20 protein-coding genes and 9 pseudogenes are annotated in these 23,994 nt (G+C 67.0%); 14 read left to right on the top strand and 15 right to left on the bottom strand.

Translation table 11 applies throughout. From position 1 onward, the window contains the following. Positions 1 to 444: 444 nt before the first annotated feature. From tatC to ACWCPM_RS07965, 6 genes are all read right to left on the bottom strand, one after another. Positions 445 to 1,251, bottom strand: coding sequence for a twin-arginine translocase subunit TatC (tatC, locus tag ACWCPM_RS07990; RefSeq protein ID WP_450975265.1), 807 nt, complete (start codon positions 1,249 to 1,251; stop codon positions 445 to 447). 65 nt (positions 1,252 to 1,316) lie between these two features. Further along, positions 1,317 to 1,580 (bottom strand): Sec-independent protein translocase subunit TatA, encoded by a 264-nt coding sequence (gene tatA, locus ACWCPM_RS07985; RefSeq protein ID WP_450975264.1) that lies wholly within the window; start codon positions 1,578 to 1,580, stop codon positions 1,317 to 1,319. 185 nt (positions 1,581 to 1,765) lie between these two features. Next, on the bottom strand, positions 1,766 to 2,146 hold the full coding sequence (locus tag ACWCPM_RS07980; RefSeq protein WP_450975263.1) for a sec-independent translocase: 381 nt from the start codon (positions 2,144 to 2,146) through the stop codon (positions 1,766 to 1,768). A gap of 209 nt (positions 2,147 to 2,355) precedes the next feature. Further along, complete coding sequence (locus tag ACWCPM_RS07975) at positions 2,356 to 3,480, bottom strand: alpha/beta fold hydrolase (RefSeq protein WP_450975262.1); 1,125 nt, start codon at positions 3,478 to 3,480, stop codon at positions 2,356 to 2,358. Positions 3,481 to 3,630: 150 nt separating this feature from the next. Beyond that, positions 3,631 to 4,104, bottom strand: coding sequence for a VOC family protein (locus ACWCPM_RS07970; protein ID WP_450975261.1), 474 nt, complete (start codon positions 4,102 to 4,104; stop codon positions 3,631 to 3,633). A 359-nt stretch (positions 4,105 to 4,463) separates the two neighbouring features. Next, positions 4,464 to 5,042, bottom strand: coding sequence for a CGNR zinc finger domain-containing protein (locus tag ACWCPM_RS07965; protein WP_450975260.1), 579 nt, complete (start codon positions 5,040 to 5,042; stop codon positions 4,464 to 4,466). A gap of 256 nt (positions 5,043 to 5,298) precedes the next feature. Between ACWCPM_RS07965 and ACWCPM_RS07960 the strand changes: the two genes are divergently transcribed. From ACWCPM_RS07960 to ACWCPM_RS07950, 3 genes are all read left to right on the top strand, one after another. Then, entirely contained in the window at positions 5,299 to 5,586 is a 288-nt protein-coding gene (locus tag ACWCPM_RS07960; protein WP_450975259.1) for a hypothetical protein, read from the top strand. A 292-nt stretch (positions 5,587 to 5,878) separates the two neighbouring features. Continuing rightward, positions 5,879 to 6,376: an allene oxide cyclase barrel-like domain-containing protein gene (locus ACWCPM_RS07955; RefSeq protein WP_450975258.1), complete on the top strand. Its 498-nt coding sequence runs from the start codon at positions 5,879 to 5,881 to the stop codon at positions 6,374 to 6,376. A 127-nt stretch (positions 6,377 to 6,503) separates the two neighbouring features. After that, the gene (locus ACWCPM_RS07950) at positions 6,504 to 7,370 is read left to right on the top strand and encodes a hypothetical protein (protein ID WP_450975257.1); all 867 of its coding nucleotides are present in this window, start codon (positions 6,504 to 6,506) and stop codon (positions 7,368 to 7,370) included. A gap of 189 nt (positions 7,371 to 7,559) precedes the next feature. Here the strand turns inward: ACWCPM_RS07950 and ACWCPM_RS07945 are convergent. Beyond that, positions 7,560 to 7,974: pseudogene (locus tag ACWCPM_RS07945) on the bottom strand (hypothetical protein); the annotation flags it as partial. Between the two features lie 15 nt (positions 7,975 to 7,989). Here ACWCPM_RS07945 and ACWCPM_RS07940 point away from each other — a divergent pair. Both ACWCPM_RS07940 and ACWCPM_RS07935 read left to right on the top strand, forming a co-directional pair. Then, a pseudogene (locus ACWCPM_RS07940) lies at positions 7,990 to 8,431 on the top strand (Lrp/AsnC family transcriptional regulator). Between the two features lie 494 nt (positions 8,432 to 8,925). Continuing rightward, a pseudogene (locus ACWCPM_RS07935) lies at positions 8,926 to 10,131 on the top strand (IS110 family transposase). Here ACWCPM_RS07935 and ACWCPM_RS07930 read toward each other — a convergent pair. Beyond that, positions 10,124 to 10,609, bottom strand: a complete 486-nt coding sequence (locus ACWCPM_RS07930; RefSeq protein WP_450975256.1) for a hypothetical protein — start codon at positions 10,607 to 10,609, stop codon at positions 10,124 to 10,126. The pseudogene ACWCPM_RS07935 and the gene ACWCPM_RS07930 overlap by 8 nt on opposite strands. Before the next feature lie 299 nt (positions 10,610 to 10,908). Between ACWCPM_RS07930 and ACWCPM_RS07925 the strand changes: the two are divergent. Beyond that, positions 10,909 to 12,634 (top strand): annotated as a pseudogene (locus ACWCPM_RS07925) (ABC-F family ATP-binding cassette domain-containing protein). 12 nt (positions 12,635 to 12,646) lie between these two features. Then, positions 12,647 to 13,597: a phosphotransferase gene (locus ACWCPM_RS07920; protein WP_450975255.1), complete on the top strand. Its 951-nt coding sequence runs from the start codon at positions 12,647 to 12,649 to the stop codon at positions 13,595 to 13,597. Positions 13,598 to 14,043: 446 nt separating this feature from the next. Here ACWCPM_RS07920 and ACWCPM_RS07915 read toward each other — a convergent pair. Then, positions 14,044 to 14,193 (bottom strand): annotated as a pseudogene (locus ACWCPM_RS07915) (IS701 family transposase); the annotation flags it as partial. Between the two features lie 559 nt (positions 14,194 to 14,752). On the opposite strand from ACWCPM_RS07915, the pseudogene ACWCPM_RS07910 reads away from it, so the two are divergent. Together ACWCPM_RS07910 and ACWCPM_RS07905 are read left to right on the top strand one after the other, a co-directional pair. Continuing rightward, positions 14,753 to 14,977: pseudogene (locus tag ACWCPM_RS07910) on the top strand (transposase family protein); the annotation flags it as partial. 1 nt (position 14,978) lies between these two features. Further along, a pseudogene (locus ACWCPM_RS07905) lies at positions 14,979 to 15,261 on the top strand (transposase); the annotation flags it as partial. 28 nt (positions 15,262 to 15,289) lie between these two features. Here ACWCPM_RS07905 and ACWCPM_RS07900 read toward each other — a convergent pair. After that, a complete protein-coding gene (locus tag ACWCPM_RS07900; RefSeq protein WP_450975254.1) occupies positions 15,290 to 16,225 on the bottom strand; it encodes a nitrilase-related carbon-nitrogen hydrolase in 936 nt (311 codons plus the stop codon). Positions 16,226 to 16,587: 362 nt separating this feature from the next. Between ACWCPM_RS07900 and ACWCPM_RS07895 the strand changes: the two genes are divergently transcribed. Together ACWCPM_RS07895 and ACWCPM_RS07890 are read left to right on the top strand one after the other, a co-directional pair. Next, on the top strand, positions 16,588 to 17,448 hold the full coding sequence (locus ACWCPM_RS07895; RefSeq protein WP_450975253.1) for an RNA polymerase sigma factor: 861 nt from the start codon (positions 16,588 to 16,590) through the stop codon (positions 17,446 to 17,448). A 379-nt stretch (positions 17,449 to 17,827) separates the two neighbouring features. Then, positions 17,828 to 18,202 (top strand): cupin domain-containing protein, encoded by a 375-nt coding sequence (locus tag ACWCPM_RS07890; RefSeq protein ID WP_450975252.1) that lies wholly within the window; start codon positions 17,828 to 17,830, stop codon positions 18,200 to 18,202. 120 nt (positions 18,203 to 18,322) lie between these two features. Here ACWCPM_RS07890 and ACWCPM_RS07885 read toward each other — a convergent pair. Next, positions 18,323 to 18,505, bottom strand: a pseudogene (locus ACWCPM_RS07885) (IS701 family transposase); the annotation flags it as partial. A 644-nt stretch (positions 18,506 to 19,149) separates the two neighbouring features. After that, positions 19,150 to 19,668, bottom strand: a complete 519-nt coding sequence (locus tag ACWCPM_RS07880; RefSeq protein WP_450975275.1) for a transposase — start codon at positions 19,666 to 19,668, stop codon at positions 19,150 to 19,152. A gap of 364 nt (positions 19,669 to 20,032) precedes the next feature. Between ACWCPM_RS07880 and ACWCPM_RS07875 the strand changes: the two genes are divergently transcribed. The 3 genes from ACWCPM_RS07875 (at position 20,033) to ACWCPM_RS07865 (ending at position 22,750) form a co-directional block, all read left to right on the top strand. Next, positions 20,033 to 20,689 (top strand): DUF1707 SHOCT-like domain-containing protein, encoded by a 657-nt coding sequence (locus tag ACWCPM_RS07875; RefSeq protein ID WP_450975251.1) that lies wholly within the window; start codon positions 20,033 to 20,035, stop codon positions 20,687 to 20,689. Positions 20,690 to 21,350: 661 nt separating this feature from the next. Further along, positions 21,351 to 21,989 carry a hypothetical protein gene (locus tag ACWCPM_RS07870; RefSeq protein WP_450975250.1) on the top strand — a complete coding sequence of 213 codons (639 nt, stop codon included), beginning with the start codon at positions 21,351 to 21,353 and terminating at the stop codon, positions 21,987 to 21,989. Between the two features lie 293 nt (positions 21,990 to 22,282). Then, positions 22,283 to 22,750 carry an SUKH-3 domain-containing protein gene (locus tag ACWCPM_RS07865; RefSeq protein ID WP_450975249.1) on the top strand — a complete coding sequence of 156 codons (468 nt, stop codon included), beginning with the start codon at positions 22,283 to 22,285 and terminating at the stop codon, positions 22,748 to 22,750. Positions 22,751 to 22,755: 5 nt separating this feature from the next. On the opposite strand, the gene ACWCPM_RS07860 is transcribed toward ACWCPM_RS07865, so the two are convergent. The 3 genes and pseudogenes from ACWCPM_RS07860 to ACWCPM_RS07850 form a co-directional block, all read right to left on the bottom strand. Continuing rightward, positions 22,756 to 22,974: a transposase gene (locus ACWCPM_RS07860; protein WP_450975248.1), complete on the bottom strand. Its 219-nt coding sequence runs from the start codon at positions 22,972 to 22,974 to the stop codon at positions 22,756 to 22,758. A gap of 74 nt (positions 22,975 to 23,048) precedes the next feature. Beyond that, positions 23,049 to 23,594: a hypothetical protein gene (locus tag ACWCPM_RS07855; protein ID WP_450975247.1), complete on the bottom strand. Its 546-nt coding sequence runs from the start codon at positions 23,592 to 23,594 to the stop codon at positions 23,049 to 23,051. 151 nt (positions 23,595 to 23,745) lie between these two features. Further along, positions 23,746 to 23,879, bottom strand: a pseudogene (locus ACWCPM_RS07850) (ATP-binding protein); the annotation flags it as partial. Positions 23,880 to 23,994: the final 115 nt, after the last annotated feature.

Here is a 23,994-nt window from a genome sequence, read left to right as displayed (position 1 = left end):
CCAACCCACACTGCCCACGGCCTCCCGGGACGACAGGAACACCGCCCCGGCTGCGCGGCGCCGACACCGCATCCTGAGCCTGCTCCAGCAAGACCACACACGTTTGTGACAACCCCGCGAAATCGCCGCCCACTTCGACGACATCACCCTGGAGACCATGTACAGACAACTGAACCGATGGGCCGCCAGCGGCCTCATCCACAAGCTCGGCCCCGGCCTCTACGCCGCAACATCATGGGCTCCAGCCCGACTTGCGTGACCTGCGGAAACGCTAACTACCCAGCCTTGAGTCAAGGCCCCACCTGGACCTCTTCCGCTGGCTGGACCCGCTACACAGCGTCCGACGCCACTCCAGCCTCGGCCATCGCAGCCCGGTCGCCAGCGAGCGAGCACTCCGACCAACGCCAACTACCGTGGCCGAAGCCGCATAACCCGTGTTCAGGATCAAGGGTCGAGGCCCCCCTGGTCGGTGTCGACGGTGCGCCCGCGTCGGCGGTCGTTGCACCAGGAGATCGCGCACGCGCCGAGGTAGAGCAGGCAGATCGGTACGGCCAGCAGCACCATGCTGAGCGGGTCCGTGCTCGGAGTGGCCAGCGCCGCGAACGCGGCGACGCCCAGGAACATCGCTCGCCACCAGCCGATCATCCGGCGTGCGGTGATCACGCCCGCGAAGTTCAGCAGGACGAGGAGAACAGGGAGTTCGAAGGACAGACCGAAGACGAGGACCATACGGGTGGCCAGGTCGAGGAAGTCGTCGACGGGCAGGAGGTTGGTCGCCCCGTCCGGGGTCAGCGAGATCAGCACCTGCGCCGTGGTGGGCAGCACTCCGTACGCCAGGGCCGCACCCGACAGGAACAGGGGGATACCCGCTCCGAGAAAGACCAGGGTGTACTTCTTCTCGCTGCGGTGCAGGCCCGGCGCCACGAACGCCCACAACTGATAGAGCCACACGGGGCTCGCGGCTACGACTCCCGCGGTGACGGCCACCTTCAGCGCGAGGGAGAACGGCGAGAGAAGACCGTTGAGGGAAATCACGCCACAGCGTCCTCCGCCGCTCTCACCGCTCAGTGCGCCAGGGGCGCAGCCGGGCAGGGGATCGATGAGAAATCCGATGAGTTCCTTGTAGAAGAAGGCCGCGGCGATCGTGATGAGCAGGACTGCTCCGACAGCTTTGATCATGCGGCTTCTCAGCTCGCGAAGGTGATCCCCCAGCGGCATTCGCGCAGCGTCGTGCGAGGTACGGCTGGGCATGGACGGTCCCGTTCCTTTCGTGTGCGGCGCCGGCCGGACATGTGTCTGTCAGTGGCGACAACGCTTCAGCGCTGGTGCGCGGTGTCCGCCTCAGTTGCCTCGGTGGCCGGATGAGGGGCGCCTGCCGTCTGCAGGGCGGGGGCGGCAGTGTGCGCGTCGGCCGGTGGTTCGCTCGCGTGGTCACTGCGCATGGCCTGGGTCTCACTCTTGAGAATCCGCAGTGACTGCCCGAAGGAACGGGCCATCCCGGGAAGGCGCTTGGCGCCGAAGAGGAGCATGACGACGACGAGGATGAGGATGATCTCGGGGGCTCCGAGCCTGCCGAACATGGTCGATTCCTTCCTTGCGAGGGCAGGGAGCCACGCTCCCGTGCCGTTGGCCCGGCTGCCGGCGGATCTGGCGGCCTGGCTCTGGACAGGGGTCGGTACGTTGGCGGGGGGCCGCGGCAATCTCCCGGCCCACCTGGTCCGCGGCGCTCGGGCAGAGCCGGTTGTTGCTCGCCGCGGGCGGTCGCTCAGGGCCGGTGGACGTCGGTCGTGGCGATCGGGCCCGGTCCGGCGCACTGCCCGGCGGCCGCAGTGGATCTCGCCGCGGCGCGGGTCGTCTCCCTGTCCGGGTGCTGGTCGACAGTGAGCGTGTCGAGGCCCAGGCTGTCGTCGGGCAGCAGGTGCTTGGTCACGAGGGTCTTCGGGTTGAGATCCTCAAGGTTCAGGTCCCTGAGCTCAGGGGGGAGCTCGTCACGAATGTTCGCTTGAGCACTGTGCGAGAGCTGACGGAGCCTGCGCAGGACACGCACCACGTCGGACACAAGCTTGGGGAGCTTGTCGGGCCCGACCACGACGACGGCCAGCACTGCCAGTGTCACAACTTCCAGCGGCCCTATGTCGTTGAACATCTTCGAATTCCCGTCGGGTGGGTGGTGAGGTCCTGCCGTGAAAGGGCGAGCGGCGGTGTCCTTGGCGCCAACGCGTACACGTCTCGGCGCCCCCAAAGGACTGCGGGTGACAGCGGTTACGGTCCTGTCCGCCGGTGAAGTGGCGGACAGGACCTTCCCGGACGTGGATTGCGGGTCAGGGGAAGGCCACCACGGCCGGGGGCCTTTCGCTAGCGAGCCGTACGGGACGCCTTGGAGCGGTAGGGAGCGAGGAAATCGGTCAGCGCGGTCAGCATCTGCTGGGGGGCCTGCTCCGCGACCCAGTGGCCGGCACCCGGGATGACCAGGCCACGCACGTTCTCGGCGAGAGGCTTCATGCCACCCTCGACATAGGGGCCCCAGCTCTTTTCTCCGCCGATCGCGAGAACCGGCATCGCCAGCTTCTTCTTCGCGCGATCGTCGTTCTGCGCGACCGTGGCGTCCCAGGCGCGGTAGAAGCCGAAGCTTCCGCGCAGCGACTCGGGGTCCGAGAAGAGCCGGATGTAGTACTCCCGCGCGTACTCGGGCAGCCGTTCCCCGCCCTGGATGTCGAACTCGTAGGTGAAGAATGCCTCCTCCCGGCCCCTCACGAGCTTCTCGATCAGTTCGTGGTTGACCCGGTTGAAGGGGATGTGCCAAAGCCTGTTGTTGAGCGGCTCCTTCTCGAACAGCATCGGCGAGGCCTGCGTGCTCGGGGGCCCGGGGACGTCGGCGACGGCCAGGTACTCGACCCGGTCCGGGTGGTCCGCGGCCAGCGCGTAGCCGATGATCATTCCGGTGTCGTGGCCGGCCACGGCGAAGCGGTCGTGGCCGAGCGTGTCCATCAACGCGACCAGGTCATTGGCGAGGGTGGCTGTGTCGTACCCGCTCTTGGGCTTCTCGGTCAGCCCCATGCCGCGCTGGTCGACCGCGATGACCGTGAAGTCCCGGGCCAGTGCGGGCATCACCATGCGCCACGCGTACCAGTTCTCCGGCCAGCCGTGCACCAGCAGCAGTGGCGGGCCGTCACCTCCGATGACCACGTGCTGACGCAGCCCGCCGGCATTGATGAACCGGCTGGAGAACATCCTCTTGAACTCTGCCGACAACCGCGGTGCCGTGACGACCGAGCCGAAGCCCTTCGGCCTGCGGGCTGAGGGGGCGTCCGCGGTGGTGGCCGTGGCCGACGGTGCCAGTCCGGCGGCCACCGAGATGCCAGCGGCCGCGGAAGCTGCCGCGCCACCGACGAAGAGGCGTCGCGACAGGCCGCTCCGGGCTCGGTGCGGCACCGGCTCACGACCGGAGCCGTCCTGGGGCTCAGGCTTTGCGGAGAACATGTTCATGGAGCTTCTTTCGTTGCTTGTTTCAGGGGTGAGCGGGACGCCGGCAGTGCGAGGCCGGCGAGCGGGGCGCGCGACGAGCCCGAGAGGTGGCCGGTACGACCGTCAAGCGGCGGGCGGGTCAGTCGCACGCTCGGGACACTGCGGTCAGCGGCCGGGGAAGCGCTGCTGGATCTCCTGAAGGACCCAGCCGTTGCCGTCGGGGTCGCTGAAGGTGGCGAAGGAACCGTAGGAAGCGCGCTCGGGGTGCAGACCCGGCTTCCGCTCCTGGCCCGGGAGGCGGTGGGTGATGTCGCCGCCCTCGTGGCCGTGGTAGATGATGCCGCCGTTGTCGTGGAAGATCTCGCTCACTTCGATGCCACGTCCGATGAGCTCCGCACGGGCCTCCTCGATGTCGAGGACGGCGAGGTAGAGACCCTGGGCCGAGCCCGGCTCGGCGGATGTCAGCCCCGTGCCGAACATGATCGAGCACTCGGAGCCGGGCGGGGTCAGGTGCACCGCGCGCCATTCCTCACTGACCGGCTTGTCGACGTCCAGACGGAATCCCAGAGCCTCGTAGAAGGCCTTGGCCCGGTCGACATCGGAGACGGGCAGCACGGTGAGTTCCAGCTTCATGTACATCTGAGGGCTTTCCTTATGTCGATGGCCGTAGGCGGTGGGCGCATCACGCGACGCCTGTCGGCTGATGACTGTGATGGAGCTTGAGGCGAGAACCGCGACCGTCCGGATGGCGTGTCGTGATTCGCCGAAGTAGTTACGACCGTAGCTATCTAGACCCTAACGGCCAAATTTCACCGGGGAGGGGAACGTCACATCTCATCCCTGCGATCTAAAAGAACACCAGTTCGATTTATTGGGCGAGATGGTGTGCCCGCGGAAGCGAAGCCGATGGGTGCCGAGGTCAGGAACCGGGCAGGGCCGAGCCGCTGCGTCTCGGCGAGTTCACTCCTGGTCACGGGCGCACGATTGCCCCCGGGGGATCATTTCGCGACCGGGCCGCGCTGAGCGGCAACTGCCTTCTTCCGCTGCCGGTAGAGGCGCATGGACTCGCGCGAGCCGCATCGCGGACCGCAGAAGACGGAACTCTTGTTCCGCGTCCGATCAAAGAAGCCGTAACGGCACGGGGTGTGGCGGCAAGCACGCACCCGGTCCCAGACGCCCGCTTGGGCGAGTTCGGTGGCGTTCGCCAGGACAGTGCCGAAAAGGCCGGGGACATCGGTTTGCGCAGGCGCCAGGGACGCTCCCGAGGCGGTGACGACCGTCACCAGCGGATACCGGGACGCCGCGTGGCGCAGAAAATCCTCCGCCTCGGTGAGCCCGTCCGGCCTGGCGTCCTGGTCGCCGGAGTGGGCCAGGAGCACGGTGATCAGGGCGCCACGCAGTTCGCGGGCACTGGCCGCGTCCGCTTCCGTGACGTGCGTCGACTCCGAGCCCATAGAACGCTCCAGCAGCCACGCGTACAGGTCCTGCGCGCTGCCGAAGCGTTCCGGCAGACGATGGGGCCCCGCGGGGTGAGTATTGACGAAGTCCAGCACCACCTCAGCCGCCGGTGGCTGCACCAGCGGACTCCTCTCGGGCGCGCGCGGGGAAATCGTCAACCTCCTCGATCATGTGAAGCTCAATTATACAAATGTTACTGGCAAAACCGTTACGGTGCCCATTCTGTTCCCGTAACCGGACGACCTGACCGCTGCGCGACCGGAACCGGCACGCAAGATCCTCTGGCGCGATGCCCGCTACAGCAACCGGGCCCCCGGTCTGTCAGTCACCAGACGGCGATCACTCTCTCAACCCCCACGCGCGCCACCGCGAGGCATGAACGACACCAGCCGATCCACCCACTCCGCATGCGTGAGAACGCCGGGCGGCAGCTTGATCAATCATTCGATCACCAGCTTGACCGGTGACGTTCCGATCTGCGAGCATCCAATCACCACTCAAGGGGGTGACGAAACGCTCGTCATCACTCCCCCGGGCAACCCGCGCGAACGCGGCATCACGAGTGGCGCCTGCATCGAGCACGGCACCGAAGGAGCAGTGGGCATGACCAGCGCCAGGACGCAGCGCGGCCGTGCCGCCGCGCTCCTTTCTCGGCATGCTTGACATAGGAGGCGCGACGCTTCCCACATGTCGGCCCCACGGCTCTCCGGCTTACGGTCGCCCGCGACGCGGTCCCGGATCGCCGAGTCACATGCGCATATCCGGTCCACGGCCGGCTCGAGTGAGCCGAGCAGACCGTCAACTGCCGGGCCGCGCCGGACTTCCGAGGCGCATCCGACGGTGAGGCCACTCGGGGACCCCGCCCACCCCGTGACCTGATCGGGCCGGCCGACCCAGCCTGTCGGCCGTATGTACACAGCAAGCGATGTGAAACACCCAAGTACGTGGAGTAGACATGCCGCACACCATCAAGACCATAAAAGCGCGTCACCTGAGCGTCGCAGCGGGAGTTGCCGTTGCACTCGCCGGCGGCGCGGTGCTCGCGTCCGCGGCGTCGGCCGACACGGCGGACCGCAAGCCGCGTGTGAAGACCTTTGATCTGGTCGGCAAGCAGACTTCGTCCGGGGAAGCCGATCTGGGCAAACCGGGAGTCAGCGTGGGCGACCAACGGATCGTCCACGAGGACCTCTACCGCGACGGCAAGAGGGTGGGCGATCACAGCGCGATCTGCACCTACACACAGGTCAAGCCCGCCGCCCTCCAGTGCGTGGGCACCTTCGCGCTCCCCGAGGGCCAGTTCGCCGCCCAGTCGCTGCTGCATCTGCCTGCCCCGAGTTCGGTCGACGTCGCCATCACCGGAGGATCAGGCGCCTACAGCACGGCTCAGGGCTTCATCCGCACCGTTCCCGCAGGTGAGACCGAGCGGCACTTCACCGTGCACCTTCAGCGCTGACCACTGACGGGCGGACGTAAGCCACAAGGAAGGCTCACCGCCGGGCGGCGGCGCGGGCACGCATGACCGGTGAGCCAATCTGTCGACTCATTCGACATGTCGATCCATTCGACATAAGATCGATCGCATGGCCGAGCATTCCGAAACCGAGCGCCTCACCGCGCTGTCCGCGCTGATCGCCTGGGCCGAGCGAAGGGAACGTCTGGCTTCCGACCGGGCCGACCTCATGGCCGACGCGTGGCGTGCCGGCACCCGCAGCGTCGCGGAACTGGCCAGGCTGGCCCGCGTCTCGCGCGACACCGTCTACGCCGACCTCTCCGCCCGGAGCGTCGACGTGAGCAAACGGGGCGAGCGCATCGGGCCCCCCGCCGGCCAGGGCGCGCCGCTGAACGCGGAATCGGTGCGCATGATCGCGCGGATCGCGGACGCCGTCACCCGGCCCGCACACGCCCATGATCCGGGGGACCCTGTCACACGTGCCGCCCGCGCCGCGACCCGTGCACTGGAAGCCACCGCCGACGTACTGGACCCGCCCGAAGACCAGGGACCGGGGTGGGAGCCGGAGGACACCCTGGCCCACCTGGCGAGAGAGGGACAGGAGGTCTCCCACCTCGCCCACCAGGCGCTGGCCGCGACCGCCGGCCGTCACCGACTCGCGGCCTCCGCCGGCGATCAGCGGCGTGCGCTTCTCCACACCGGCCGGAAGGCCGTCACCGACGCCGTCACGCTGGCGGTGACCGTACCCACAGGTGAGACAGTCAGGGTCGAACTCTGCGGCGATCAATCCGGCTGGACCACCTTGTCGAGTGACACGACGCTCGTGGGCGGCGACCTGGACGCCCTCGATCACCTGGAAGTGCAGACCGCATTCCAGATCCTGTCCCAGGTGATCACCCGGCATCTGGGCGAGCGAGCTCTCACCCCCCACCGCATGGACACCCCACACGGCACTCCCCCGCCACGCACCCGATACCTGCCGAGCGCCGACGACTGACGCTCACGCGGCAGGACCGCGGTACCGCCCAGCCGCAGATCAGTACAGGAAAACCGCACGATCTGCCATGCCGATCAGCCCTTGCCGTGCCCCCTGGGACCGGGGGAAGAGCACAGTGGCCGGCATGCCGTTGCTGACTTGCAGGGTGAGAACCTCGCGCGACATGCCGTCAGCGTGAAGCACACGGGCTCGCCAGGTACGCGCATACAGGCGCTGGTGGTGCTCTACGCGGGCGCGGCCCTTGCGGTGTGAGCGGTCGTGTTCATCTTTCCGGTCCGGATGTTCGCTTTCGCCGCGTTCGCGGCGCGGCGGGACCCCCAGGCCAGTGCCGCCGTAGCCGCCGTCGGCGATCACGGTGGGGTGGCCGACGGCGGCCTCCGCACCGGACATCTCCCGTGCATTGCACTCGTTACGGTTGTCGGTGACGGGCCGGCCGACGGCAACGACGGGCTGGGAGTCGGCCCGACGTACGGCGACGGCTGGGAGTCGGCCCGACGGCAACGACAAGGTGGGAGTCGGTGCCGATGACGACCTGGTGGTTGGTGGAGAACCGATATCTCTCGGACTGCTCCGCGGCAGTGTGGTCACGGGTGGGGACCAGGGTGGCGGAGTAAGTGACATGGACGATGTGGACCGGAAGCTGCTGAACCTGCTGCCGGAGGACGCCACCCAGGCGTACACCGCCCGGGCAGGGCCATCGGGCTTTCCGCGGGCGCGGCCCATGAACGAGTGCGCAAGCTGCGCGAGTCGGGGGTGATCCGCCGTACGACAGTCGAGGTGGACCCCGCCGTGGCTGGCGGTGGCGTGTTGGCCTCCGTCATCGTCGGCTCGTCCGCCTGGATGAGCGACGCCGGCGAGTACTTCGCGGTGACCCCCGAGCTGCAGAGGAGGCCCACATCATCGCGGGCAGCACATCGGTGCTGGTCAAGGTCAGGACCGCGACGACCGAACAACTCCACGACGTAATACGGAGGTTGTAAGCGATCGAAGGCTTCGGCGGCACCCAGGCGACGGTGGCCCTGGAGACGTTCTTCGACAGGCCGGTGTCGACGGGAGTCTGAAGCTCCCATGTACCGCTGCGAGGTCAGCAAGAACGAGTACCGCGCGCCGGGTGACCGAGCGCCACCGGCACACAGCGGCACCTGCCCGCTCAGGGAAATCCCGGCAGAGCCGAACCGACTGGCTGCTGACCGTGCACATGCACGGGCCGACCATGCCTGCGCAAGCGGTGCGCGGCCACGATGCGCCGCCGTGGCTGCGTACTTGCGCACTCGGCCTGCGCAAGCGGTACGCAGCCGCGATCCGCCCCGCCCCCCCCGTTACCGTCTTCGTGGCTCCGCAATGGGGCCTCCGGCCTTCGGGTCCGGCATGACTTCCCCCTCCTGTTGTTGATGATCCGGGGGGTGGTGTCACCGGGTCCGGAGGCATCGACGGACCGCTGATGAGGGGCTTGAGCACCGGCTTCACCCGAGCTGGAAGAGCTCTCCGTAACGTGGATGTGGCAGCTCGGTGCCGTGGCAAGGCCGGAAGAAGGCGTGAGCGGGGGGCCCTGCACGTGATCGACACCGGCGACATCGACGTCTTCCTCGGTCTGGACGTCGGCAAGGGCGAACACCACGCCACCGCCGTCACCCCGACCGGGAAGAAGGCGTTCGACAAGCGCCTGCCCAACACCGAACCCAAGCTGCGCGAGCTGTTCGCGAAACTCCAGGCCAAGCACGGAAGGGTGCCTGGTCGTGGTCGACCAGCCAGCTTCGATCGGAGCCTTGCCGCTCGCGGTCGCGCGGGACATGGGCTGCCCGGTCGCCTATCTGCCGGGGCTGACGATGCGACGGATCGCCGACCTCTACCCAGGGGAGGCGAAGACCGATGCGAGGGACGCGTTCATCATCGCCGACGCGGCCCGCGCGATGCCCCACACGCTGCGGACAATCGACGGCGAGGACGAGACGATCGCCGAGCTGGAGATGATCGTCGGCTTCGACGACGACCTCGCAGGGGAAGCCACAAGGGCCGCCAACCGACTGCATGGCCTGCTGACCCAGATCCACCCCTCGCTGGAACGGGTCCTGGGGCCGCGGCTGCAACACCCGGCCGTCCTCACGCTGCTGGAACGGTTCGGATCACCGGCCCAGATACGCAAGGCCGGCCGGCGTCGGCTGGTCACGTTGCTGAGGCCGAAGGCACCGCGGATGGCCGAGCGGCTGGTCGAGGAGATCTTCGCCGCCCTGGACGAGCAAACCGTGACGGTCCCGGGGACCGAGGCAGCCGCGCTGATCGTCCCGAGCCTCGCCACCTCGCTGACGGCCGTCCTTGACCAGCGGAAGCTGCTGGCCGGGCGGATCGAGGAACTGCTGGAGGCTCACCCTCTTTCCAAAGTCCTGACGTCCATGCCGGGAGTCGGCGTCAGGACCGGAGCCCGCATCCTGATCGAGGTCGGTGACGGCAGCACCTTCCCGACCGCCGACCACCTCGCCGCCTACGCGGGTCTCGGCCCCGGCGACCCCGAGCTCGGGCTCATCGATCCGCGGCGAACAGCCCTCCAGACGGGGAAACAAGCAGCTCAAACGGGCCTTCTTCCTCTCCGCGTTCGCAGCCCTGGGCGACCCGGCCTCGCGGGCCTACTACGACAAGAAGATCGCCCAGGGCAAACACCACACCCAGGCCGCTCTGCCTCGCCAGACGCCGAGCCGACGTCCTCTTCGCGATGCTCAGAGACGGCGCCTTCTACGAACCGCAGCCGTCGGCCCCCATCACCTGAGCTGCGGGTCTGCGAGGAGGACGACCCGATCGGCCTCAACGTCGAAGCCGAGCACCGGATGGCCGTACTCGCCCTCCGGGTCCATCAGCACCGGCTTGCCCAGCCGACGCCCGATCTCCCGAAAGAAGCCGCAGAGCACATCAAGCCGGTCCTGGCCCTGCAACTCCCGCAGGTCGACGTCGAAGTCGACTTCGTCGTCGGCATGGAAGCTGAAGATCGCCAACACATCGTCCGTCGGCCAGACCCGCAGGTCCGGGCACTCGGCATCCGCCGGACGGGACAGCACGGCCTCCGCACGGGGCACCGGAAGCACCGCCTCCCCCTCAGAGTACTGGCACTTCCAGCCCTTCTCCGCGACAAGGTCGAGGACCGCCTGCCAATCCTCCACCGAGGCATTCGGGACACGCACGTCCGGCAACGACCCCATCAAGTCCAGGTCGAAGAAGCACTTCACGTCATCCCACAGCAGGTCGCTCACCCCGCCATGCTGCCCGGATCACCGACCCAACGCACTCCCGTTTCCCTTGACCAAGGACATAGGGGCACCCCCCGTCCCCCCGGCGGACGCCGTCCAGTCGACCGCGGCCTCGGCCTCGCCGCCTCGGCGATGAAGGAGCGTGCCGCGGATCACGGGCTGCGCGACAAACGCGTTGAGGCGAGACGGCTCGTCTTGTTATGGTGGAGGCATGGCTTTCCTCTTCTTCGTCTGAGTCCGGGCACGGCCGATGCCGCCGTTTCTGCTGCCCGTAGACCCTTCGCATGCCCAGGGAAAGCGATATGCGCGACCGCGCTCATGCCGGCGTGTCCACCGCCAGCCCCACTGCTGTGGCACAGCTGTCGGTGAGGGACGTCACCAAGTCCTACGGCACCCGGACCGTCCTCGACCAGGTCCATTTCACCGTCCGTCCGGGCGAGAAGGCGGCCGTCACCGACGAGAACGGCTCCGGCAAGTCGACCCTGCTGCGACTGCTCGCCGCGACCGAGCTGCCGGACGCAGGAGAGATCACCGTCAGCTTTCGCGGCACCACCGGCCCCCTCGCACAGACCCAGGACCTCGGCGCGGACCGCACCGTGCAGGACGCCGTCGACCTCGCCCTCACCGAACTGCGCGACATGGAACTCCGGTTGCGCCTGGCGAAGGCATGCCCGGGTGAGGCTACGGAAGCAGATCCCGCCGCGTACGGCGAACTGCCGACCGCCTACGAGGAGCGCGGCGGGTACGAGGCGGACGCCCGTGTGAATGCCGCGATGCACGGCCTCGGTCTCGCCCGGATCACCCGCGACCGCCTGCTCGGCTCGCTGACCGGCGGCGAGCAGTCGCGGCTCGCGCCCGCCTGCGTCCTCGCCGCCTCCCCCGAACCGTTGCTCCTCGACGAACCGACCAACCACCTCGATGCGGCGGCCAGGCGCTGGCCGGAGGAGCATCTGCGCGCCCACCGCGGCACCGTCGTCGCGGTCACCCACAACCGCGGCTTCCTACAACGCATCGCCACCACGATCCTCGAGACGGACCGGGACACACGGACGGTGCTCCGGTACGGCGACGGCTGGGACGGCTACCGCACCGCGAAGGCCGCCGCCCGGCTCGGAGCTGAGCAGCGGTACGCGGACCGGGCAGGAGAAGTCGCCCGCGCCGAGGAGCTCCTCGAGGCCGCGACACGGCGGCTTGCCGCAACCGGCCGTGACCCGAAGCAGGGCTCTGGCAAGCACCGCCGCTCCAGCGACGCCAAACTCGGCGGTCAGGTCCGCTCCCTCCGGCAGCGCCTGACCCAACTGCGGCACAACCCCGTGGCACAGCCGCCGACGCCGCTGCGCTTCACGACGACGCTGCCGTCGGCGGACCGCCCCACTCAAACGCCCCTGCCCGAGCTGGACGGTACACAGGTCCGTGAGCGGCTGCGTCCGGACAGCCTCCTGACGATCACGCCCGGACAGCGACTGCTCGTCACCGGCCAGAACGGCGCCGGCAAGACGACACTCCCGCGCGTCCTGCCAGGCGACCTGGAACCGGACGCAGGCACACCACGCCACCCCGCCAGGACCGGTCACCTCGCACAGGAACTGCCCACACACTCCACCCGGCTCCCACTGCCCACCGCGTTCGCCGCCGGACAGCCCGGACTACCGGAGCAACACGCCGAACAACTACGGACACTCGGCCTGTTCCGCGACGAAGACCCGCACGTCCCGGTCCTCGCCCTGCCCGCCGGCCAGCAGCGGCGCCTGCAGACCACCCGCCTGACGGCCCGGCCGACAGACCTCCTCGACCCCGACAAGCCCGACCAACCACATCACGCTCGACCTGCCCGAAAACCTCCAGACGACGATCACCACACACCCAGGAACAGTGGTCACGGCCTCGCACCACCACGACCTCCGCGAACACTCCGAAAACGAACAGCTCCAGCCGCACGCCGGCCGCAGGACCTGCCCTCCCAAGGTTCTTCGCTCTGAAAGGCCCCCGCCCCGCTCCGGCCTGCCCAACAGCCGGAAAAGCCACTGAAACGATGGAGCCATGACCACCTTCCTGACACCACGACAGCTCGCCGGCCGCACCCTGGCCGTCGTCGACGCGGCCGTCGCGGCAGGGCGCGACCTCGGCCTTACCGTCACCGACCCCACGGTGCTCCACAACGTCTTCTCCGTCGTCGTCCACCTGGCACCCTCCCCGGTCGTGGCCCGGATTCCCACCGTCCTGCCGCACCCGGACGACCTGCCCGCCCTCGCACGCCGCCAGCAGGACGAGCTGGATGTCACACACTGGCTCGCCCACCAGGCAATCCCCGTGATCGCGCCCAGCCCGCTCGTGCCGCGACAACCCGTCCAGCGCGACGGCTACTCGATGACGTTCTGGCCGTTCGTCGAGGAGGACCAGAAAAGGGAACCCGACTACGTGGCGAACGCAGAGAGCGTCGCCACCCTGCACGCGGCAATGCGCACCTACCCGGGCCGCCTGGAGTTCCTGTCCGCGGCCGATCCCCGGTTCATCGCAGAAAGCCTCGTCCAACTCGGAAAGCACCCCACCCTGATCGACGCGGCCCAACTGGACCGCGCCCGGCGCGAGTGGCAGCTCCTCGAACCCATGGTCCGCTCACGCACCGTCTTCGAGGCCCGGTTCCCAGGGATCGACATCCAGCCCCTCCACGGTGACTCCCCGCCCGCGAACATCTTCTCCGGGGTGGACGGCGACCTCTACGCCGACTTCGAACTGGTCACCCTGGGCCCCGTGGAATGGGACCTGGCCGCTCTCGGACCCGAACACGAATCCGGCTACGACCACGGCGCCCGACGCAACGGCACAAGGCCACTCGACAAAGAAGTCCTGCGCTTCGTCAACGCCCTTGGCATGCTGCGGGCAGTCGCCACGCTCACACTCGTCCCGCAGTTGCCCAAGCTGATGGACTACCTCAAACCCGCCATCGACCACTGGGAGACCATGCCCTTCGCAGGCGGCATGAACAGCTGACACCGACCGTCCCGCAGCCGAGTGCGAATGCTGCCCGACGTCAGATCACACAAAGTGGTCCGCAGACCCGCCGCTGCACCTCGCAGGCAGCCACCCAGCCACACCCACCCTGCACCGCCCGCCAGCGGCGAGCAGCCGGACGGCTGCCGCCATCGCCAGCCACGCTGAAAGAGCTGCCGTGAGCGCATCCCACGTACTCCTCGACGACAAGGTGGCCGATTCTGACGACTTCGCTCAGCTGACGTAGTCCTGGACGGCTTTGCCGGCCAGCAGGCGTGCTGGTTCCGGAGTTCGTCAAATAGTTCGCTGTTGGTGTGTCGGGGGCGGTCATCTCCGACCGCCCCTCCAACGAGCGGACTCGTCGCCGGTAGTGGCAGTGGCGGGCCACGGCTTGGCGTCTGCGCCGCCAGTGCGACCAGCTCACTGCGTGAATACCAAGCGGTGGCCGCGTATTCGGCCGGCTGCCATCCGTTCTTGCGGCCGACTGGGCCGAGCAGGGCGCGAACGTAGTCGCGCATGCGACGTCGCAGGTCGGCGCGGCCGAAGCGGCGGCCGATCCGGAGGAAGAGGTCGCCGAGTTCACGGTCCCAGGTCACGTCCGCAAGGTCGTCGATCACGCCGGGAGGCTGCCCGAATCGCAGTCCAGACAGTTCTCGGTCCACTCGTTGGAGGGACGGTCCGACAAGCCCCCCTACAGACCATCAGCGCACCACACTCCGGACGACGCCTCCGACCAGGCCAAGTAGCGAAACGCTGCTCGACTACCAAGACGCCTTCGGTCCGCGGCGGTGTCGAGACGGGCAGGCCGACTCGACACCGCTCACTGCGGTATCCAAAGGGCTGTCCCGTAACTACTGGTCGGTGATCGCGTCTGGGTATCTGGGCTGGGCGCCGTGCAGGTAGTTCGTAGCCGCTGGTCCTCGGACCGGCCGTCTTGTCAGTGGCTCCAGGTACGATCACGGCCTCAATGGGCCGGACGGAGATCGTGAGGGACTCGCGGCCATGGGGGGTGGGTCGCACAGGCCCCGGCATCCAGCTCGGGACTGGAGGTATCTTGCCGTAACCCCACCCCCTATCTCTCCCTGCAACGGCTGTGCCGTATCGGGAAAGCGGTTCGCCGACGGACGCAGAAGCCACCGATGACATGATCTTGATGTGACTGGTGTGATTACAGCGTCGGAGCCCTCCTGGATAGCCCCGTTCACCGGGCTGAGCCCGAGGCAGTTCGGCAAGCTGGTGACGGTGCTGCGTCGTGAGGGCGCGGACGCGGTCCGCAAGGGCCGGTCGTGGAGCCTTCCGCTGGAGGACCGGGCACCGCTGGTCGCGGCGTACTGGCGCACGAACCTGACCATGCGCCAGCTCGCCCCGCTGTTCGGGGTGTGGCCCAGGCTCGGGCCAGACGTCCATGGCCTGGCTGACCTGCCACAAACCACGAAGGCGGTCCCAGATGTTCTACTCGGTCCGCGAGTGACATCGGATGGCGTGACATGCGCGACCTTCTGATCAGGGCGCACATCCGGCACGGCAGCCCGATCGCGCTGGTCTGCGACAACCTGCGAATGCATCTGGGGCCACCGATCCGCGACTTCATCGCCGCCCACGCCGACTGGCTCACCGTCTTCCGGCTTCCCAGCTACACACCGGACCTGAGCCCGCAGCAGGGCACCTGATCAATAGTTCAAGTGAAGTTGCTTACTGGACACCGCGCTCGTCCAGGTAGCGTGCGGGTCTGCGGTCGATCTGCAAACTGAGGAGCTCTGGGCGGCCGTAGTGACCGCACGCGTCCATCAGGCGTTTGCGCCGGTCGATCAGCTCGAAGTCCAGTTCGGCGATGACTTCACCCTCGCCCGATGTGAGCGGCTCACCGATGATACGACCCTCGGGATCGACGACGGCGGTGAAGCAACCGCCCGAGATCGCTGTTATGGGACCGCCGGTGTCCTCGGTGATCCGCGCCTGCTGGTCAGGATCGAGCCAGGCCGTGGCGCTGACCACGAAGCAAGCCGACTCCAGCGCGTGCTGGCGGATGTTGACGTCGATCTGGTCGGCGAACACCTGGCCTCCGAACGCACCTGGATACATCGCGGCGTGAATCTGCTCCCCGTCCGCGATGAGGGCGTAGCGAGCCAGTGGCTGATGGTGCTCCCAGCACGCAAGCTGTCCGATGCGGCCAGCGGCACTGTCCACCGCCCGCAGCCCCGAACCGTCCCCTTGTCCCCAGATCATGCGCTCGTGGTAGGTCGGAGTGATCTTGCGGCGGCGCTGGATCAAGGTCCCGTCCGCGTCGAAAAGCAACTGTGTGTTGTAGATGGTGCCGCCGTCCCGTTCGTTGACGCCGATCGACACGACCATCCGGGCTTTGCGTGCGGCATCAGCGATCGCGCTGGTCTCCGGGGACGGAACGGTTACCGCCTCGTCCAGCAGCCGGAGATGTTCGCCGGCCATTTTGAAAGGGGGCTGCACGAATGAGAAGTACGGGTAGTAGGGAACTACGGTCTCGGAGAACACTGCGAGATGGACGTTCTTCCCCCCGAGCCCTCGGATCTTCTGAACAACCTTCTCGACGGTCCCGGTCCGACTGTATAGCACCGGGCTGATCTGCACCGCCGCGGCTCTTACGGTTGCCATGATGGGCCTCCTTCGAAACCCGATGGGAAGCACATTCACACTTTACGACCCGGAAAGGGGTTGGCGGCTTGTGGTGACCACCAGGCGACTGCTTCCGCAGTACGTCACCGGGCTGCGACCACCATCGTCCGGCGGTGATGCAATCCTGATCATCACCGTCCCTACCGTCGGGAAGGCCCCTGGACAGTAGTCAGGGGTGCCCTCCCTGTCTCGGCTATCGGCCCGGCGCACCGATACATGTCATCGCGCCGCGTAACGTTCTCTTGACAGCCATTCCGACGCCGAAAGGAGGGCCGACGCCGACAACACGAAGTGCCTAGCGGTGTCGGACATAAAAAATGGACTGCAAAGATGTCGGATCCATGGGAAGCCTTGCGATGGACGGCGTACTGCCACGCGAGCCCACGTCAGAACTCGCTCGGCATGTCGAGGAATGCACAGCGTGCGCGACCTACCTCAGCCAGACCGCCGCCACCAGCGCCTTGCTGAGCGCGCACGCCAGAACCCGCTCCGAGGATGCGTTCGCGGCGGACGTTGGGAATGGCGCCGACAGCGAAGCACGAAAAACCCAGCGATCTCTGGAGGCGCTGGCACGCGCAGTCGACCCGCTCCATGACGAGGACCTCGTGCAGGACACGTGGGAGCACTTCCTCAGCTCCTCACCGAACGCGACCCCCACGCCCGGCGAACTGGTCGCGGAACTGGCTCACCGGCTCAGTCGCCACACCGAGGCCAACATCTCGGACACCGCACAATGGGCGGAAAGCCTGCTGCGAGCCCAGCGTCGCGGCCCGACCGGCCGCACGCACTTCGGCGATCCCGCGAACCCGATCTCCACGGACGTTCTACGGTCCTTCTCCGACGCCGAACCCCTCGACCCCGATGCGGACTCGGCGGAGTTGTACTTTCCCGACTTCTACAGAGACGAATCAGACAAGCGGCAGTGGCACCCCAAACCGGTCGCATGGCCCACTATCTCCCGTCTCCTCGGCCCCGATGCGGAAATCCAGACGGATGAGCTGTACTCCGTCGTAGACGCCGCGCTCGATGAACTACCAGAGGATCTGGACAAGATCCTGACCCTGGTCGACTTGGAGGGCATCTCACTGGAGGCAGCAACGCGTCGCCTCTCGCTCGACCCGGCGGTGGCAACGCAACATCTGGTGCGCGCGCGACACCATCTGCGCGGACGTGTCGGCGAGTACCTGGCCGCGCGCAGATAGCAAATCACTGCACGATACGTGCCAAGGAGCCAAGTGCCACGTACGCCGCTTCCTCACATCCATATGTGACACCAAGGCTCCGCAAAATCTTCGAGTCAGGTCTCCATGCGGGCGAAAGCTTGCTCGACGCGGGCAGAGTACCTGGCTAACACGGCCCCGGATGCGGACGCCGCGAGCAGGAGACACCCTGGTCTCAGGGTGCTTTCAGACTGCGGCGCATGTCGCACGGCACGTCTGCGATACGGGCCAGCATTCCAATGCGCGGCAAGAAAAGCGGGCGCGGTATCGTCGTCCGCCGCCTGCAGGCCTAAGGAGGTGTCTTGCAGTGTCGGAGAAGAATTCAGGGAACGAGGCGTCCGACCAGGAGTTCGGACCCAGGATGCTCGCGGACGTCCAGCCACCCTTCATTCCCGAGGGCGCCTCGGGAATGACCATCTTCGTCCACTGGCCTCCCGGCCATCCTGGCCTTCCTCCGCATCGTCACGCAGGGCCGGCATTCGGCTACGTGATCGAGGGCGCTGTCCGCTTCGAGATCGAGGGTCATCCAGAACGAGTGGTCGCCGCTGGTGAGACGTTCTGGGAGCCGGGCGGCGACGTGATCCACTACCAGGACGCCAACGCCCTCTCGGACGCGCCAGCCAAGTTCGTCGCGTTCATGCTGTGCGAGTCGGGTCAGCCGATGTACACGCTCGTTGACGAGGATGAGCTGAAGGAGCGGGCACATCTGCGCGCCCCGCGTCCGTCGGGAGACTGACGCCCAAGAGCAAACCCACAGCGAACGTCTTCCCTGGCAGGGACTCCCGCTACGAAGAGCACGAACAATGCGATCTTCCTGAGAAGACCCTCGGCCCTGGCCCGCACCACTCCCGTACCTTCTCCTGGAAACCTGTCGTAAAACTGGCTCGGGACCGTCGAGCATCAGTCCCCGCAGGTAGCAGTCACCCTTCGCCCGCTGGTCCTTGCGCGGCACCGACGCGAACACGTCCGCCACATACGGCGCCAACTTCGCCCGTACACCGTTCACTTCATGCGAATCTACGCATCCCCGGTACCCCAGGACAAGACCGACAGACACACCTAACGGAGTCCTGGTGGAACCCCCTGACAAAATGATCTGGGAAGTGATTGGATCACCTTCTGAGTCGGCGAAGTAGGAGATGGCCAGAGGGCCTCGTAGCGGGAGGGGCTAGGCGTGACGTCACAGAAGTTTCCGGTGGGGGGCTGGCGGACGCGCACTGTTGACATACCTCGACCGCACGGGCAGCTGGCGCTGTTGAGCTTGAGGTCGCGGGGGCCGATCACTACCTACTACGCAACACCCTGGATCGACACCCCGCAGGAGCGGTCGTCGGATGCGGCGCTCTTCCACACGTGGGGGCGATCGTGGCATCCGTTCGTGCTGCCCGGCAGGTATACGCACTTGGAGGTGCGCAAGGCGGGGGGAAACGGGGTGGCTCGCTGGCAACTCGACAGGATGCTGCCTGAAGACGTGCCCCCTATGCCGACCACCGTCGCAGGCCAAGGCACCCAGCTCTTCGTCTGGGAGGGTGAGCAGCTGGAGATGCGCTACGAGTGCGCTGACCGTTCAAGTGGGCTGGGGTTCAGGCATCATGCGTTCGACACCGGTGAATCACTCGAGGTGGACAGCACAGGAACCCAGAGAGGGACAGTTCGGATGGCCGGCCCCGGCTACGTGTGGGTTCATTCCGTGCCAGCAAGCGATTGGACACTCAAGGCCGTCTGAACCTGGCTGCGTACGGTCTCAAGGCGCCGCCGGCAGATGAGTGCGCATCCGAGGGAGAGGAATGCTTCGTGGAGGTCGTCACGGATCTCCCGGCGGATCCGCAGGCTGCGGAACCCTTGCAGGTGGGCGAACGCGCGCTCCACGACCCAGCGTTCGGGGCGAGGCTGAGGCACACAGCCGACGGCGCCCTTGCGGCCCGGGGCCACAGGCTCCGCGCCGAACGGGTGTGCACTCACGTCGCCGCGGACGGCGAGCACGTAGTCGATTCCCCGCTGGGCCAGGCCGGCTCGCAGGCGGGCGTTGGTGCCGTATGCGGCGTCGGCCACTACGACCGGCGCTCTCATGCCCCAGCCGGCCAGGGTGTCGAGCATGTCCAGAGCCAGCCGCCACTTCTCACGGTGGCACCTGACGGAGTCCTCATAGGCGTGGGAGACGTCAGCGGCAAGACCGTCCGCGGCGGCCTTCTCCCAGCGCATCTCCACTGCCAGATATGACGGGCGCGAGATCTCGAACCACTCACCACCCACATGAGTGGCGGCGTAACACCACGAGCAGGACCAGGCCTCTTCTTCCCAGGGTGTCGGCGGCACCGGCCCCCGCCACATCGTCTGACCATACACATCGCACTCCACAGGGCGGATCCTCACACGTCGGCACGGCCCGCCCCAAGCGGCCGAGATCGCCCAGTCATCAAACACCCTCGCAGGGACAAAACGCTCTTCAAGACCGCCTCTCCGTGATGGGCCCCAGCCGGGATTCATGTCGCGATATAGCGTTAGTCTTCCATTCGCGCCGCCGCATGCGTCGCGCGGAGACATTCGACAGGACCAGGACGGAAGTATGTCGGGAGAGATTTCGCCCACCGGGAAGCGCTCCGGCCCCGGCTCGTCGCCCGAGCTGAGAGCCTCTCACGCTGATCGGGACCGGGTGGTGGACGTGCTGCGTATCGCGGCAGGGGATGGTCTGCTGACCGCGGACGAGTTGGACGAGCGCCTGGAGGCCGCCCTGTCGGCGCGTACCGTCAGCAAGCTGACCGCGCTGACCGCCGACCTGCCGGCCGTGTCCGCTTCGACCGGCACCGCCGTAGCGGAGGTCAAGGACCTACTCCGGATCGAGGGGATTCACAGTGGCGCGGTCAAACGCGTGGGGCGCTGGGTGGTGCCGCGGAGGCTGGAGCTGGCCACTGCGTGGTGTGAGGTGACGCTCGACTTCACTCAGGCGGTGATCACACAGGACACCTTGCAGATCAGCATGGACATGACAGGCAAGCAACTGACACTGATCACCAAGCCGGGCATCGTGGTCGATGCCGGCGCCCTGCGCCTCGTACACAGCAAAATCAAGATTCGTCAGGCGCCGGACCACGGGACGCCGATCACGCTGCGTGTGGAGCTCGTCGGCACGACGACCCACGGTCGCGTCGTAGTGCGGCCCCCGCGTCGGACGTTCGGACAGTGGCTGCTGCGCAAGCCCACGTTCCTACCTGCAGGCGAGTGACTCCATCGTTGCCAACTGTCCTGCCGGATCCGATCGAACAGCTCTTGCCTGGACGTGACCGATTTGGGGCCAGCTCGGCCGAGTTGATCTCGAGGCTCAATATGTTAATCATTGAGCCTCTTCCCACCTCGAACCCGCAGGTCATCGCGGCAGGTGTGAGTCAGCGGCCTCGCACTCGCACCGGTCGCGGGCAGTTGCCTGTGCAGAAGCCCGGCACCGGCTGAGTAATCGTCAAGAGTTGTGGATCACGTAAGTGCTGATCGGGTGGCTGGGGATGTCAGCCGCGACACTCCCCGCGAAGACGACCAGAGCGATTGTTGCTGCGCATGCTGTCGCCGACGCGTCCGCCGTGATCCGGTCCAGGTCGACCGCACCAGGTCAGTCAGGGCGAAGACGACGACCGAGCCCGCGCAGGCAGCTGCAGCGACCGCGGCCCAGTGGCGGTGCCAGGCCCAGAATCGGCAGGTCAAGAGCATCACGACCAGGTGGCGACAGGCAGCGTGGTTTCGTCGAGGAGGCTGAGAATGCCCCACGCTGCCCCGCAGGCCACCCATGGCCCCAGCCCGCGTACTTCGGGACTCATCGGTGTTGAGTGCTTGCCCCGGCCCGCGTGAGTATGCGTACTCACGCGCAGGGGGCGGCTTACCAAGAGGCTGTACCCATGAGACGAATACCTGCCTCGACCAGCATGTTCGCCCGCTCCTCGCGCCGGCCGCAGCTCGCCCTGGCCATCACCGCCCTCGCCGTGCTGGCACTGGGCGCGTGCGGCTCCGAAAATGCGACCACCGGCGGAGCGCAGTCCGTGCGCGCAGAGACCGTGAGAAGCCAGCAGCCTGATCCGACCCTCGCGGACATACAGGAGTACATCGAGCAGACGTGCCCCCCTCCGGGCGCCCCGCCCGTGGCGCAGCCGAGCAGTCCGCCGGAGGCACCGCCCGGCGTGGAGCCGCCCGTCGACACGGTCGCGCCGATCGCGCCCACGGCGGGACCGGAAGTGGAGCTGAACGGGCGTGACTGGTGCGCGAGCCACCACCACGAGCAGCGCATCGCCCAGGCCCTCTGGGATCTGGTGGACCCCACCCCCGCGAAGGTCAGGACGATCCTGAACGACCTCGGCTACGTCGACGAGGGCATCCACGACCTGAGGCAGGCCGGTGCGACCACGCGGTTCTTCCTCGACCTGCGCGAGAAGGGCGGGCAGCTCTGCTTGGAAGGCTCGGCAGCCGGGGAGGAGACCGTCGTCGACAAGTGCGTAGCCCCCGCGACCGGTCCGTTCACGCCCGGAGATCGGACGCAGTAGCCACCGGACCCAGCGGACTACTTGTCACCTGGTCCGCCGCTCGTCAACGGCGCCCCCAGGACCCGCTCGCCCGACAATCGTCACTCAGCGCGCATGCTCCAGGGAATATGAGCCAGAACCAAAGCTTGTGAACATCTCTCAGCGGAGTGATCACCAATTGCTCGGAACTCATGCACAAGTGCTGCTGCCAAACAGGCTCTGGTCCTTCTTGTCATGCGGTCAAACGCTGCTCTCTCTCGGGTCGTCTGCTGGGATGATCTCCTCATGCTGCAAGCCAGGGAGCTGGGCCTGTCATGAGTGAGTGGTCGCCGGAGGTGCTGGAGGTCCTGGAGGCTTCTGGATGGACGGCGGGCAGGCGGGTCGACACGACCGGCTGGCGGTCCCGGTTCGAAGCGGTCGGAATCGTCATGCACGACGCTGCCGAGACGTTTCTCCAGGAGTTCGGAGGGTTGATCGTGAGCATCGGCGGCCCGGGAATCAACCGTGCCCGGGAACCATTCGAGCTGAACCCGGAGCTGGCTTGGGGAGAGGATGACCGGTTCTCCGACTGGAGCGACTCGTTGGGGAGACGTCTCTTCCCGCTCGGCGAGCTCGATCACGGCCGATTCTTTCTCGGTATCGATGAGGACAGTGAGATCTACCTTGTCGAGACCTGGGTCGCCAGCTTCGGGCCAATGCCGCACGCCCTCGAAAATCTGATCCTCGGCGTAATGCCCCGCAGGATCGATGACGATCACAGACAGTCGGATCAGGTTCGCTGACATGGTCAGTTGGCGAGCAGGACGCGCTTGCGCAGGAGCTCGAATCCTGCGCGACCGAACATCTGGCGCTTGAACATCTTGATCCGGTTGACACGGCCCTCGACGACACCCGAGTTCCACGGTTGGAAGAGTTCAGCGACAACGGCGTCAAGGTCGCGTTCGACGTGCTGGGCGAACCGGCTGACACTGGGCAGGCCGGTAGTTGCTCTCGCTGATCGATCCACTGTGGCAGTTGGTCGGCTTGCAGGGCGGTGACCCTGTGGGCGAAGGTCCGCAAGTGCTGGGCGAGGACGTCCAGCTATGGGGGCAGTTGGCCAGCACGGCCTTGAGCCGGATCCGGTCGCTCTCGACCAAGGCGTCCGGGTGGTTCAGGAGCCAACGAGTCACGGCGCGGGCCGATGGCGGCCGGGATCCGACCGGATGGGGTTTGCCACGCAGAGTCCTGCTCACGTAGATGCGGACGTTGCCGTAGCCGTCCCGGAAGCCGTGCGTCGGCCTGCTTGGGGAAGTGCTCAGCCGCGTACGGATAGACGTGCAGAGTTGGAGAGCAGCCGATGCGCCGTTGGGCGATGGCGCGTGCGACGATCGTGATGTGGAGAATCCTGGTCCGTCGTTCCGTCGACGCCTGCTGATCGAGTCGTTGTTGGTGGTGGCTGCTGACGCTTCGGCCCAGGATGCCTGGCTGGTGCAGCACGGTGTGGTCCCAGACGAGATAGCCCTGGATTTCGATCATGCATTCAGCATGGCCGGCAGGTTGGTCGAGGAGGGGCACCTCACTCACCAGGTCCTGCCCGATCTGCGCGAAATCGATGAGATCTTCGGCGAGATGAGTGGTGGCGAGCACGCCGGTCGCTGGACCGTGGACGCTCTGTCCAGCGATGAGGGCTGGATCCGAGCCCGGCGGCTGGCCCGCCAGGTTCTCGTTGCGGAAGTTGGTGGATGGGATCGCCCTCTGCCGGACATCGCAGTGATCCGTTGAGAGTTTTCCCTGTTCGGGCGACTTCGGTCTCGCGCTCGATGGCCTGGAGTCGGTTCTTGAGCCGTAGCTGGGGCCGTTGATGGAGATCACGTCGCAGTGGTGCAGAGGGCGGTCCAGGATGGCGGTGGCGAGGACCTCGCCCCCGAACAGTGTGGTGTGAGGTCTCAAGACTCAGTTGACATTTCGGACTCATCAGATCCTTGACAGGCGCAAGACTTACTGGACATGGCCGGGCAGTTGAGCTCCGAAGGCGGCCGAAGGACCT

It is taken from the genome of Streptomyces sp. NPDC002309 (assembly GCF_053593375.1).
This window is presented reverse-complemented; position numbering and strand designations above follow the sequence as displayed.